This is a genomic window from Salinibacterium sp. UTAS2018 (genome assembly GCF_004118935.1).
Taxonomy (GTDB): Bacteria; Actinomycetota; Actinomycetes; order Actinomycetales; family Microbacteriaceae; genus Rhodoglobus.
This window is the reverse complement of record NZ_CP035375.1, coordinates 1,666,260-1,679,547: the sequence shown is the minus strand read 5'-3', so window position 1 is coordinate 1,679,547 and position 13,288 is coordinate 1,666,260. Positions and strand designations below refer to the sequence as shown.

The following is a 13,288-nucleotide window of genomic DNA, read 5'->3' as shown; positions in this document are numbered from 1 at the left end:
GCTCCCATCGATCTCCAACCTGCGAAGGAACCCCTGAATCATGGCTAGTCGTATCTATAAGAACGTCACCGAACTTGTCGGCAACACTCCTCTGGTTCAGCTGAACTCAGTAACGGATGGTGCTGGCGCTACGGTTCTCGCGAAGCTTGAATTCCAGAACCCTTCGGCCAGCGTCAAGGACCGCATCGGTGTTGCGATCATCGACGCCGCCGAGAAGGCCGGTGCGTTGAAGCCCGGCGGCACCATCGTTGAGGGCACCAGTGGTAACACGGGTATCGCGCTCGCCATGGTCGGCGCTGCTCGCGGTTACCGCGTTGTACTCACGATGCCCGAGAGCATGAGCAAGGAACGCCGCATGTTGCTGCGCGCCTTCGGTGCCGAGCTGGTTCTGACCCCCGCCGGCGAAGGTATGCGCGGCGCAGTTGAGAAGGCTGCCGAGATCGTTGCCAACACGGAGGGCGCTGTAGCGGCTCAGCAGTTCGCCAACGCTGCGAACCCCGCCATTCACCACGCCACCACGGGCCCCGAAATCTGGAACGACACCGACGGAACGGTCGACATCTTCGTTGCCGGCATCGGAACCGGTGGAACAATCACGGGCGCGGGCAGCTTCCTCAAGGAGCAGAACCCCGGGATCAAGGTCGTCGCGGTTGAGCCTGAAGAGTCCGCTATCCTCAACGGAGGAGCCCCCGGCCCGCACAAGATCCAGGGAATCGGCGCCAACTTCGTGCCCGAGATTCTTGACCGCGATGTCTACGACGAGGTTCTCGACGTCAACATCACGCAGTCCGTCACCATGGCCCGCCGCCTTGCTGCCGAAGAGGGCATCCTCGCCGGTATCTCCTCGGGAGCCACGGTTCACGCCGCTCTCGAACTGGCCAAGCGCCCCGAGAACGCCGGCAAGACCATCGTCGTCATCATCGCGAGCTTCGGTGAGCGTTACCTCTCGACGCTTCTGTACGAAGACCTCGTCGACTAAGACGTTTCGCCTCAACCGCTGATCGCTAACCACCACTAACGACGGATCTCCCTATTGTTTGCTCGAACTCGTGAAGACATTGCTGCTGTGCGCCGGCGTGATCCGGCAGCCCGCGGCTCCTTCGAGATCTGGCTGACCTATTCGGGAATGCACGCCGTGTGGGGTTATCGGTTTGCGCACTGGTTGTGGACTGCGCGGGCATTCTTCCTTGCCCGCGTGGTCTCCCAGTACGTTCGTTTCTTGACGGGCGTAGAGATTCACCCCGCGGCCCAGCTCGGCCGCCGCGTGATCATCGATCACGGCTCCGGTGTCGTAATCGGTGAGACGGCCATCGTCGGCGACGACGTTCTCATCTATCACGGCGTCACTCTCGGCGGCACGAGCGCCGAAGGCGGCAAGCGCCACCCCACGCTCGGCAATGACATCGTCGTGGGTGCGGGTGCCGCGATCCTGGGCAACATCACGATCGGTTCCGGGTCCGTCGTGGGTGCTGGCGCCGTTGTCGTTGCGGATGCTCCCGCCGACTCTCTCCTCGTCGGTGCCCCCGCCGTCGCGCGCCCCAAGCGCGGAACCAAGGCCCCCGTCGACGATTTCGGCTACACCGACCCCGCGATCTACATCTAGCAGCCCCCTAGTCCGTCATCGACGGAGGCGACCAAGGTACTCACGATCTGGCGCAACAGTAAGTTATGCTCAGCGTTATGGTGACTACAGAGCTGCTGCCCGCTGATCCCGACGTTGGCGGCATCGTCGTCACGAATGTTGCTCGCTCCTTCGGTGATGTTCATGCGGTTAGAGATGCAAGTTTCGTCGCCGTGCCCGGAACGGTTACTGGCCTCATCGGTCCCAATGGTTCGGGCAAGACCACGCTCATGCTCATGCTGGCATCGTTGCTTAAGCCGGATGCCGGCAGCATCCGCATCGCCGGTTACGACCCCTTCGGTGAGACGGCCGAGGTCCGTTCGCGGTTGGGGTGGATGCCCGACGTGCTGGGATCGTGGGCGACGATTAGCGTGCGCGACACCTTGACTTACGCGGCGCGCATGTACGCGATGGACAAAGCCACGGCGGCGGCTCGAGCAGCGGAAATTCTCACGCTTGTTGATCTGGGCGATCTCGCCGACAGCCCGACCCGCGTTCTCTCGCGAGGGCAAAAGCAGCGGCTCAGTCTTGGCCGAGCACTCGTGCATGACCCTGCAGTGCTGTTGCTCGATGAGCCTGCTTCGGGCTTAGACCCCGTGGCGCGCGCGCACCTACGCACCCTCGTTCGTCGGCTTGCCTCCGAGGGCAAGACCCTTCTCGTCTCCAGTCATGTTCTTTCCGAACTCGATGAAATGGCGGATGGCGCCGTTTACCTCTCGAAGGGCGTCACAGCATCGGCGGAGGCGTTGGCGCGCAGTCGCGCCACGGCTCGACCCTGGCGCATCCGCTCGAGCGACGTGGCGGCACTGCGGGCGGCACTCATTGCGGACGGCATCGCGGAGGAAGCGATTGCGACCGACCGCACTGAACTGCTCGTGGCGCTCGACGGCGAAGCGGCAGCATCCGAACTTCTTGCTCGACTGGTCGGGGCAGGCGTTGCGATCAGCACGTTTGCGCCAGCTGTGGGCGATCTCGAACATGCCTTTATCGACTTGAGCTCGGAGGAGAGCAAATGAGCCCCTTCATCTCCGGCGTCGGAGTGATTCTGTCACTCGAGCTGCGCCAGCGCGTGCGCACGACGAGCTGGTACATCCTTCTTGCCGTCTTCGTCGCGCTCATCTTGATCGTGACGGTGCTGCTGTCATTCGCTCTGTACGGATTCGGCAGTGCAGACAACGGCGCCGCGGGGGTCTACTCCACCGTCATCTATTTCGTTCTGCTGTTGGGCACGCTCGTGGCACCTGCCTTGAGTGGCAACGCGATTAATGGCGATCGGGATGCCGGTACTCTCGCCACCACTCAAGTGACGCTCATCACCACCGGCCAACTGATCGTGGGCAAGTTTCTTTCAGCCTGGATCACGGCGCTCGCGTTTTTGGCGGCCGCCATCCCGTTCCTCGTCTACGCAGCTCTTGCTGGCCAGCTTCGCGCGAGCACCATCCTCGTGTCTATCGTTGTGCTCGCGGTTGAACTGGGCGTCGTTGCCGCGGTCGGAGTGGGGCTTTCGGGGCTTATGTCGCGCCCGCTGTTCTCCATCGTTGTGACGTATCTGGTCGTAGCGGCGCTGAGCGTTGGCACGATTATCGCCTTCACCCTTGGCGGGCTGGCACTGCAAACTACCGCGACTCAGACCGCGAGCTATGGCATGGAATACGACAGCTCCGGCAAGATAATTTCGTGTTCGGAGCCCGAAGAATATGACTACCAAACGCCCCGGTTCGACCTGTTTTGGGGTGCGCTCGCTGCAAACCCCTACGTGATCTTGGCGGATGCCGTGCCGACCACGTTCGACTCGAACGATCAGCCGACAGACCTTTTCGGCTATTTCAAGTTGACCACCCGCATGGCTCAAATTCCGCAGGACTACGGTTACGCCAACACCTGCGTCGTCGGAGAGTTCGATCAGTATCCCGATTCCCCGACCGCACGTAGCGTAATGGAGTCCACAACTCCGAGTTGGGCCGTGGGGCTCGCAACCCATCTCGTGCTCGCTGGGGCGCTGCTGATCGGCGCCTGGGCTCGTACCAAGACTCCGGCGGCAAAGCTGAGCCGCGGTAGCCGCATCGCCTAGACGACGCGGCCCTCGCGGGGTTAGCCCATCGTGTTAACGATGAGGCCGATGTGGGTGAAGAAGTTGAGCGCGCCGAACAGCAGGAATGCGACTCCGCCGAGAGCAAGGGCGATAGCCGTAACCCACTGAACCTTGGTGGGAGCGCTGCGGACGGCGAAGCTGCGGGTGGCAAACGGGAACAGCAGTGCTCCGAGGCCGACGAGCGCGAAGAGGCCCGACATGAAGATCGCTTCAACCCAGGGCCACTCGGCGAATGCACCAGAAATGGGCTCCTCGGGCGGGGCGGCGAAGAGTTGGAAGATCACTCCGGCGAACGCGATTGCTACGAGGGCAAGGCCGAGACCGAAGATAAGAACGCCGAGAGGCTCAGCGGTGCGAGCGATCGCGCGGGCGGCATCCTTGGATTCTTCGAGCACGGATGCGCGACGCCAGAGTACAAAGCTTGCGGCGAGAAGCAGCACGCCGAACGCGAGGCTGGGCTCGCCGAAGATGATGTTGTCGAAGGGGAAGTAGGCCGCGAAGGGCCACGTCAACGTCATGTGTGCGCCAGTCACGGTGAGAATGACGCCCAAGACTCCGAAGTTCACGGCATACCCTCGGAACTCCACGTCGGTTCCGGCCATGAGTTTGCGAGCAAACAACACGAGACTGAGCAGGCCTGCACCGGCAGCCACCGCCATGATCGTGTTGTAGGTCGGCATTTGCGTCCAGTCGATTACTAATCCTTGATCCATAATCGCCAGTTAACACCTCACCTCGGTACTAGTCAAAGTTGCCCATTCTGCCGTTAAGTGCGACGCGGTCGCAGGCCTCAGGTCTCATTCCGGTTGCGGTAGACAACTCTGTAGCGCAAGCGCTTGCATAACGGTGCGCGCGTGACCTAGCGTGAGTCATGAACACGCTCTCTTGATCTCCACAAGCGGGTGAGTTCAGAGCTGCAGTTGTTCCCCCGCACGCTGCTCGGTCTGCGGGCAAACCTCGACGAGGAGGATTTGTATGATTTCCCATAACTTTCGGCGGGCCCTAGTGCCCATCGCAACTCTCGGCGTGGCCAGCATGGTTCTCACGGGCTGCGCCTCCGGAACCAGTGGCACCGGTGGCCCCGGCGATGCGGGTGAAGCGGATGGCGTAGTCACCATCTACGGCACCATCGCCGACACTGAAGCTGAGCTTCTCGAAGAATCCTGGGCCGACTGGGAAGAAGCGAACGACATCGACATCCAGTACGAATCGAGCAAAGAGTTCGAAGCGCAGATCAGCATCCGCGCTCAGGGTGGCAATGCCCCTGACATCGCGATCTTCCCGCAGCCCGGCCTTCTCGGCGACCTCGCTTCGCGCGATTACATCCAGCCAGCACCCGAGGGTGTCGCCGCCAATGTCGCTGAGTACTGGTCAGAAGACTGGGCCGCGTACGGCACCACCGGAGACACCCTCTACGGTGCGCCCCTCATGGCCAGCGTTAAGGGCTTCGTGTGGTATTCGCCATCGCAATTCGCCGAGTGGGGTGTTGACGTTCCTGAAACCTGGGACGACCTACTGGCTCTCACGCAGACCATCGCCGACGAAACCGGAACCGCACCGTGGTGCGCTGGATTCGGTTCGGATGCCGCTACCGGCTGGCCCGGCACTGACTGGGTCGAAGACCTCGTGCTGCGCGAAGCTGGCGCTGACACCTACGACAAGTGGGTCTCGCATGAAATTCCGTTCAGCGATCCCGCGATCGTCTCGGCCTTTGATTCGGTCGGAGACATTCTTCTCAACCCCGACTTCGTGAATGCCGGCTTCGGTGATGTGAAGTCGATCAACTCCACGCCGTTCGGTGACCCGGCCCGCGCCCTCGGCGACGGAACCTGTGCGCTCCACCACCAGGCATCCTTCTTCGACGGGTTCATCCAGGACCCCAAGAACGGAAATGCCACGGTGGGCCCGGATGCTGACATCTGGGCCTTCGTGACCCCGTCCGTTGAAGCTGGCGGCAACGCCGTCACCGGTGGTGGCGAAATCGTCGGAGCTTTCTCCAACGATGAAGAGACCATCGCCGTGCAGGAATACCTGTCGAGCGCCGAGTGGGCGAACTCTCGCGTAGCTCTCGGTGGAGTTATCAGCGCCAACAACGGCCTCGACCCCGCTAACGCAAGCAGCCCCATCCTGCAGCAGGCTATCGAGATTCTGCAGAACCCGGACACGACGTTCCGCTTCGACGCTTCCGACCTCATGCCGGGTGTTGTAGGCGCTGGTTCGTTCTGGACCGGAATGGTCGACTGGGTCAATGGCAAGTCAACAGAAGAAGTGCTCTCGACCATTGACGCTTCGTGGCCCTCTGAGTAGAACTGTTCATAACTGAACGTGGGCTGGAGCAGCGATGCTCCAGCCCACACTCGAAAGGTCGCTCATGTCAGCTTTTCTCTCGTGGATAGCCACTCTCCCTTCGCTGGCCCAGATTCCGCTTGTGCTTCTGGCGTTCTTTGCGGTGATCGCGCTGCTGATCTTCTTCATCGAGATCGCTCCACGCAGCGGCCGTAAATACACGATCATTCGTGCAGCGGCCTGCGTCTTATTCCCCGCGCTTATCTTTCTAGCCCTCGGCTCCGTATTGTGGGCTGCCGCCGCAGCGGCTGTATTCGGCGGCCTCTTCTTCCTCCTCGATTACCGCTCCAAGCAGGGCGCTGGCTACTTGTTCCAGCTCGTTGGGTTCATGAGCCCCGCGGTATTTCTGCTGGCGATCGGCCTCATTTACCCCACGATTCAGACCACCATTCAAGCGTTCATGAACAGCCGCGGAACGCGATTCGTTGGCCTCGAGAACTTCATCTGGATCTTCACTCAAGACACCGGCATCCGCACCGTTCTCAACACCGTCGTGTGGGTATTGATCGTGCCGACGGTGTCCACGATCTTCGGTCTCGCTTACGCCGTCTTCATCGATAAGTCGCGCGGCGAGAAGATCTTCAAGATTCTGGTCTTCATGCCGATGGCAATCTCGTTCGTGGGTGCCAGCATCATTTGGCGCTTCGTCTACGCCGTGCGCCCCGAAGGGCAAGAGCAGATTGGTTTGCTCAACCAGATTGTGGTCTGGATGGGCGGGCAACCGGTCGACTGGATCTCCAATTCCCCGTGGAACACGTTTTTTCTCATCGTGGTGCTGATCTGGATTCAGACCGGTTTCGCCATGGTGATCTTGTCGGCAGCGATCAAGGGCGTTCCCGCCGAGCAACTGGAGGCCGCGGAGCTTGACGGCACCAACGCCTGGCAGCGCTTTATCAATGTGACCGTGCCGGGCATCCGGAGCTCATTGGTGGTCGTGCTCACGACGATCTCCATTGCCTCGCTGAAGGTCTTCGACATCGTGCGCACAATGACGGCCGGGGCGAACGAGACCAGCGTTATTGCGAACGAGATGTATTCGCAGTGGCAGGGCTTCGAGGTCGGGCGGTCTGCCGCCTTCGCTGTGGTGCTGTTCGTAATGGTGTTGCCGATTGTCGTGTACAACGCGAGACAGATCGCTAAGCAGAGGGAGATCCGATGACCGCGACAGTGCCCGCCAAGCTTCCGCTCGACAAGAACGCGAAAAAACAACTGGCGCGCGGCGAGAAAAACGGAGCCGCCAAGCGCACGAAGAAGCGCCTCACGAGCCGTGGGGCGACTATCGCCGCGCTCGTTATCGCGGTGCTCTGGACGACGCCGACGTTCGGACTCTTCGTGTCATCCCTTCGCCCGCCGGAAGAGATTCTGCGCAACGGCTGGTGGACGATCTTCCAAAACCCCGGGTTCACGCTCAATAACTACACGGAAGTTCTGGCGGCCGGAAACAGCACGCTGAACCTTGCCGGGGCGTTCATCAACTCGATCGCCATCACACTGCCGGCCACGATCTTCCCTCTCGTGATCGCCAGCCTCGCGGCCTACGCGTTCGCGTGGATTAAGTTCCCGGGACGCAATTGGATCTTCATCGGGGTCTTCGCGCTGCAGATCGTTCCACTGCAAATGGCGCTCGTTCCGCTGCTGAGCCTGTTCTCTCGCGGGCTCTCGATCGGCGACATCGAGCTCTTCTCCAGCCTGAATGCCTCCAACTCCTACTCTCAAGTGTGGATCGCGCACACGATCTTCGCGCTTCCGCTCGCGATCTTCTTGCTGCACAACTTCGTCTCCGAGATCCCCTCCGAGCTCATCGAAGCGGCACGAGTGGATGGCGCTGGTCACGGCCAAGTCTTCTTCCGCATCGTGCTTCCGCTGACAATGCCGGCGATCGCCTCGTTCGCGATCTTCCAGTTCCTGTGGGTATGGAACGACCTCTTAGTCGCACTAGTCTTCGCCGACGGACGCGTCGCTCCGATGACGAAACTCCTGGCGGAGATCACCGGTAGCCGGGGTCAAGACTGGAACCTGCTGACCGCCGGTGCCTTCATCTCGATCCTTGTGCCGCTGCTCGTGTTCTTCGCACTGCAGCGCTACTTCGTGCGCGGACTGCTCGCGGGTTCGACGAAGGGGTAGCAAGTCGAAGGCCGCGCGCTAGCCGCCAACCACGAGTAGTACGCTCGCGGCGATGCCGAGCACAATGCCCACATACTGCACGGGCGCGATCCGCTCCCGCAGCACGATCGCGGCCAGCAGAACGGTGCCGGCCGGGTAGAGCGCGGTGAGCACAGCAATAACCGAAAGGTCGCCCGTGCGCACGCCCGTGATGATGGCCATGTTGGCGAGCACGTCGAGCGTGCCTCCGGCCATAGCAAAGTAGATTCCGCGACGCCAGAGGGGCGATCGGGCGGGGGCTGGCGCTCCGGATCGTTTTCGCTTAGCCAGCGCGGTCACCGCGAAGAACGTGCCAAACATGAGCAGCGCATTCACGACACGGTTTCCGACGACCGGGATGATGCCGGAATCGTCGGGGGCGGCATCCAGAATCACAAAAAATAGGCCAATTGAGACGCCAGCGCCCACCGCCATCAGCAGGGCTTTGGCGCTCGGGCGCACGGCACCCTTTTCGGGAACGAATCCCACAAGCACGACAGCGATGAGCGCGACAGGGATAGCGATGAGGCCGAACGCACCGAGTGATTCTCCGCGCAACAGACCCACGGTCACTGGCACGATGGCCGACATCACAGCGGTCACGGGGGAGAGGATGCTCATCGGGCCGATCGCAAGGCACGCGTAGAGCAACCCGATCGCGAACGCGCTGTTCACGCCCGCGAGAGCACCGTAGAGCACCGCTTCTGTCGACCACACGGCGGGAACGAACGGGAAGATCAGCAGCAACACAGCAAGGCCGGTGACGGCTCCGACTGCAGTGGCCAGAATGGCGCTGATTCGCTTCGCCGCTATGCCGCCGAAGAAGTCAGCAGCACCGAAAGTGAGCGCACCCGAGAGTCCGAGAAATACGGTGAACATGGCGCCTGTCGCTATGGGGACGAATCAAGCCAATGGTAGTGGCTGCGCCTAGACTTCTCGGCATGGTGTCTGCCCAGTCTGTTCTTGAGTCCACGTTCGGTTACGACTCGTTCCGGGGGCAACAGGGCGAGATTATCGACACGATCGTGCGCGGCGGTGACGCGCTCGTGCTCATGCCCACCGGTGGCGGCAAGTCGCTGTGCTACCAGATTCCCGCGCTCGTTCGAGACGGCACCGGCGTTGTCATCTCGCCCCTGATTGCATTGATGCAAGACCAAGTGGATGCTCTCGCCGCCGTGGGCGCGCGTGCCGAGTTTCTCAACTCCACCCAGTCCGCCGACGAGCGCACTCGCGTCGAAAACGCGTTCCGGGCTGGTGAGCTGGATCTGCTCTACCTCGCGCCCGAGCGCCTCCGTGTTTCCTCCACCGTCTCTCTGCTCAAGCAGGGCCAGATCGGGCTATTCGCTATTGACGAAGCGCACTGTGTGGCCCAATGGGGCCACGACTTTCGCCCCGACTACCTGCAGCTCGATGTGCTGCACGACCTGTGGCCGAGCGTCCCGCGCATTGCGCTCACGGCCACCGCGACCGAAGCCACTCGCAAAGAGATCGCGCAGCGGCTGAAGCTCGATAGCGCTACTCCGTTCGTTTCTAGTTTTGACCGGCCCAACATCCAGTACCGCATCGAAGCGAAGGCGCAGCCGCTGCAGCAACTGCTTACGCTGCTGAACACCGAGCACTCGGGCGACGCCGGCATCGTGTACTGCCTGTCGCGGGCCTCGGTTGAGAAGACCGCGCAGTTCTTGGTCGAGAACGGTATCCCCGCGCTGCCGTATCACGCGGGTCTCGACTCCAAGATTCGCGCCAGCAACCAGAGCCGCTTCTTGCGCGAAGAGGGCATGGTCATGGTCGCAACGATCGCTTTCGGCATGGGCATCGACAAGCCCGACGTGCGCTTCGTGGCGCACCTCGACTTGCCCAAGAGCGTCGAGGGCTACTACCAAGAGACGGGTCGTGCCGGTCGTGACGGCCTGCCCGCGACCGCGTGGTTGGCTTACGGCCTGCAGGATGTCATGCAGCAGCGCCGCATGATCGATCAGTCGGGTGGCGACCTGGCCCACCGTCGCAACCTCAGCGCACACCTCGATGCGATGCTCGCGCTGTGCGAAACCGTGGAGTGCCGCCGTGTGCAGCTTCTCGGCTACTTCGGCCAAGAGTCCACGGCGTGCGGCAATTGCGATACTTGCCTGTCTCCTCCCGAGTCGTGGGATGGCACTGTCGCGGCCCAGAAACTGATGTCGACCATCGTGCGACTGGAGCGCGAGCGCAACCAGAAATTTGGCGCGGGTCACCTGGTCGACATCCTCATCGGCAAGACCACACCGCGGGTGACGCAGCAACGTCACGACGATCTCGCGACCTTCGGTATCGGTTCGGATGTGTCGGAGCAAGACTGGCGCTCCGTCGTGCGGCAACTGCTCGCGCAATCGCTGCTCACGGTGCAAGGGGAGTACGGCACGCTCGCGATCACTCCCGAAAGTGGGTCGGTGCTGAGCGGCGACCGCACCGTGAAGCTGCGCAAGGAAGCACCGCGCAAGGCTCGCGGTTCGGGTGCCAGCGGCGGTGCCGCCAAGCGCAAGGTCATGACCGATCTGCCCGCTTCGGCGACCGACCTGTTCGAGAACCTGCGCTCGTGGCGTTCCGGTGTGGCTCGCGACAACGGTGTTCCCGCCTATGTCGTGTTTGCGGATGCCACCCTGCGCGGTATCGCCGTGACCAAGCCCGAGTCTCTCGCCGAGCTCTCGGAGATCAGCGGTGTTGGCGAGAAGAAGCTTGAGACGTACGGCGCCGCTGTGCTCGCGGTTGTGGCCGGGGGATCAGGTGAGGCCGAAGCCGGAAGCGGTGCTGTCTCGGCAGCTGTGCCCGCGTTCGCCGCAGCGGCTCCCGGCGCTCCGGCGCGTCAGTCGCGGCCCGCAGCAGCATCACGGCCAGCGGCTTCGAGGCCGGCATCGCGCCCGGCCGCGTCACGCCCTGCTCCGACCAAAGCGACCCCAGTTCCCGGTGACGAAGACGACATCCCGTTCTACTCGGATGACGACGCTCCCTACGACGGACCGCCGGAGTTCTAGCCCGCTGCGAGGGGAAGCCGGATGATGATCCGGGTGCCTTCTCCGACAGCGGACTCGACTTCTGCGCTACCGCCGTGCTGGGTAACAATTTCGCGCACCACGGCGAGGCCAATACCGGAACCCACGATGTCGCGAGCGGTGGCTCCCCGCCAGAGCCGATCGAAAACGTAGGGCAGATCGTCAGCAGGGATGCCGGGTCCGGTGTCCGAAATTGTGAGTACGGCTTCGTTCTCCTGTGCGGCTACCGCGATCGTCAGTGAGTCTTGGTCGCGGCAATAGCGCACAGCGTTGGCGATAACGTTGCCGATCGCTTGATGAAGGCGGTCGGCGTCGCCCTGCACGAACACCGGCGCGGGCAACTCAGCGACGACGCGCAGCCCAGCCGCGCGAAGCTGGGCGGCGTGAAGCGCTAGCTCTTCCTGGGCGATCTGAGCCAAATCGACACGGTTCTCGTGGGGAAGAGCCCCGGCGGTTTCGGCGGCAGACAGCTCGGCGAGATCCGCGACTATGCGTCCGAGCCGGAGCGATTGATCGTGCAGCGCCGCAAGGCGTTCAGCATCGGGGGCGATCAGACCGTCGCGAAGCTCTTCCAGGCCTGCTTGGAGGGCGGCAAGGGGAGTGCGTAGTTCATGGGCAACATCGGCCGTGAGTTGGCGACGGTCGCGCTCGGAGCGAGCAACGTCATCGGCCATCGCATTGAACGCCACGGCGAGCTCTCCGAGTTCGCCCGGCGCTTGGCCAGCCACCCGTGAGGCACGATCGCCGGCGGCGAAAGAGCGGGCGGCAGCCGTCACCATGTGCAGCGGCCCGACGAGAAAACGCGTGACAATCCAACTCGCTGCGAAGGCGATCGCGAGAGCGACGAAGGCGGCGATCACGATCCACTTCCACGCGATATCGACCACTGGCGACGATGTTGAGGCCGATAGTGCGACGCGCACGGAGCCTACCGATGAACCGTCGACGGTGATCTCGGCAACGCTGGCGGAGGAACCGAGAACTCCGCCTCCGCCGGGAGAATTATCGTTGGGGATTCCGCTCGAAGTCACTGTTGTTCCCGAAGCGTCGAGGATGACCAAGCGAGCGGATGCCGCCTCCCCGATCCGCACAGCACGGGACAGGTTGGCGTCATCCCAGTTTCCCGCACGCTGGTAGTCCTCAGCAGCAGCGGCGGCGACGGAGTCGGCGACCTCTTGGCGGTCTGCTTGTTCGCCAGCTTGCACCCCGCGGTCAACGCCGGTGAGGGCGGCCCCCGCTAGTACCACTACCGTGGAGAGGGCGACGGCAACGAAGGCCAGGAGAATGCGGGTCCCGAGCGCACCGAGTCTGAACAGGTTGAGGCCGGAGGAGCGCGTCATCGCTGTTCCTCGTCTCTGCTGAGTCCGAGGCGATAGCCGACACCCAGTACTGTTTCGATGACCTGAGATCCCTCGGCGCCCAGTTTGCGGCGCAGGTTCTTGATGTGGGAGTCGATCGTGCGCTCGTAGCCTTCGTATTCGTAGCCGCGAACCCGATTCACTAACTCGTAGCGTGAATAGACCCGCCCGGCGGCAGCGGCGATGGCAGACAGCAGCCCCCACTCGGTGGGGGTGAGGTCGAGCTCCGCGTCATCCAACCAGGCCCGGTGGGAATTGTCATCGATTCGGAGCCGCCCGCCGCCGTAGGTCGCGATCTCACTTTCGGCTGCGGAGCCTCCGTGGCGATTGAGTACCGCCTGAACGCGCAGGACCACTTCGTGAGGGCTGAAGGGCTTCGTAACGTAGTCATCGGCCCCGAGTTCGAGCCCTCGAATACGTTCCTCCGTCGAGCTTCGCGCGGTCAAAACAATGACCGGGAGGCTGCCCAGAGCTTTGATCTCACGAAGCAGGTCGGTGCCTTCGATGTCCGGCAGGCCGAGATCGAGCAGTACGAGATCTGCCGAGGCAAACAGTGTGAGGGCTTCGGCCCCCGATCCCGTGGTCAGCACGGAAAATTTGGCGCGCTCAAGATAGCGGCGAAGCACCTCGCGGATGTCTCGCTCATCTTCGACGACCAGCACGGTTGGCATACCTCACCTTATTCCACGACGCGAAAATGCAG

The 13,288-nt window shown here is 62.5% G+C and carries 12 protein-coding genes; 8 read left to right on the top strand and 4 right to left on the bottom strand.

Annotated features, from left to right (window positions below):
• The first annotated feature begins 40 nt into the window (after positions 1 to 40).
• From cysK to ESZ53_RS08030, 4 genes are all read left to right on the top strand, one after another.
• On the top strand, positions 41 to 979 hold the full coding sequence (gene cysK / locus ESZ53_RS08045) for a cysteine synthase A (RefSeq protein WP_129072349.1): 939 nt from the start codon (positions 41 to 43) through the stop codon (positions 977 to 979).
• Positions 980 to 1,033: 54 nt separating this feature from the next.
• Entirely contained in the window at positions 1,034 to 1,603 is a 570-nt protein-coding gene (cysE, locus tag ESZ53_RS08040; RefSeq protein ID WP_129072348.1) for a serine O-acetyltransferase, read from the top strand.
• A 77-nt stretch (positions 1,604 to 1,680) separates the two neighbouring features.
• Positions 1,681 to 2,637, top strand: coding sequence for an ABC transporter ATP-binding protein (locus ESZ53_RS08035; protein ID WP_129072347.1), 957 nt, complete (start codon positions 1,681 to 1,683; stop codon positions 2,635 to 2,637).
• On the top strand, positions 2,634 to 3,692 hold the full coding sequence (locus ESZ53_RS08030) for an ABC transporter permease (protein WP_129072346.1): 1,059 nt from the start codon (positions 2,634 to 2,636) through the stop codon (positions 3,690 to 3,692). Before ESZ53_RS08035 ends, ESZ53_RS08030 begins: the two co-directional genes overlap by 4 nt.
• A 20-nt stretch (positions 3,693 to 3,712) precedes the next feature.
• Here the strand turns inward: ESZ53_RS08030 and ESZ53_RS08025 are convergent, their stop codons facing one another.
• Complete coding sequence (locus ESZ53_RS08025) at positions 3,713 to 4,426, bottom strand: DUF981 domain-containing protein (RefSeq protein WP_231595129.1); 714 nt, start codon at positions 4,424 to 4,426, stop codon at positions 3,713 to 3,715.
• Positions 4,427 to 4,688: 262 nt separating this feature from the next.
• Here ESZ53_RS08025 and ESZ53_RS08020 point away from each other — a divergent pair, with 262 nt between their 5' ends.
• The 3 genes from ESZ53_RS08020 (at position 4,689) to ESZ53_RS08010 (ending at position 8,183) form a co-directional block, all read left to right on the top strand.
• A complete protein-coding gene (locus ESZ53_RS08020) occupies positions 4,689 to 6,020 on the top strand; it encodes an ABC transporter substrate-binding protein (RefSeq protein WP_129072345.1) in 1,332 nt (443 codons plus the stop codon).
• A gap of 64 nt (positions 6,021 to 6,084) precedes the next feature.
• Positions 6,085 to 7,218, top strand: a complete 1,134-nt coding sequence (locus ESZ53_RS08015) for a carbohydrate ABC transporter permease (RefSeq protein ID WP_129072344.1) — start codon at positions 6,085 to 6,087, stop codon at positions 7,216 to 7,218.
• Positions 7,215 to 8,183, top strand: a complete 969-nt coding sequence (locus tag ESZ53_RS08010) for a carbohydrate ABC transporter permease (RefSeq protein ID WP_129072343.1) — start codon at positions 7,215 to 7,217, stop codon at positions 8,181 to 8,183. The genes ESZ53_RS08015 and ESZ53_RS08010 overlap by 4 nt, the downstream gene beginning before the upstream one ends.
• A gap of 18 nt (positions 8,184 to 8,201) precedes the next feature.
• On the opposite strand, the gene ESZ53_RS08005 is transcribed toward ESZ53_RS08010, so the two are convergent.
• Complete coding sequence (locus ESZ53_RS08005) at positions 8,202 to 9,080, bottom strand: DMT family transporter (RefSeq protein ID WP_129072342.1); 879 nt, start codon at positions 9,078 to 9,080, stop codon at positions 8,202 to 8,204.
• A 32-nt stretch (positions 9,081 to 9,112) separates the two neighbouring features.
• On the opposite strand from ESZ53_RS08005, the gene recQ reads away from it, so the two are divergent.
• Positions 9,113 to 11,209, top strand: coding sequence for a DNA helicase RecQ (gene recQ / locus ESZ53_RS08000; protein ID WP_371683517.1), 2,097 nt, complete (start codon positions 9,113 to 9,115; stop codon positions 11,207 to 11,209).
• On the opposite strand, the gene ESZ53_RS07995 is transcribed toward recQ, so the two are convergent.
• Entirely contained in the window at positions 11,206 to 12,567 is a 1,362-nt protein-coding gene (locus ESZ53_RS07995) for a cell wall metabolism sensor histidine kinase WalK (RefSeq protein ID WP_129072341.1), read from the bottom strand. The genes recQ and ESZ53_RS07995 overlap by 4 nt on opposite strands.
• A complete protein-coding gene (locus tag ESZ53_RS07990; RefSeq protein ID WP_129072340.1) occupies positions 12,564 to 13,256 on the bottom strand; it encodes a response regulator transcription factor in 693 nt (230 codons plus the stop codon). Before ESZ53_RS07990 ends, ESZ53_RS07995 begins: the two co-directional genes overlap by 4 nt.
• Positions 13,257 to 13,288: the final 32 nt, after the last annotated feature.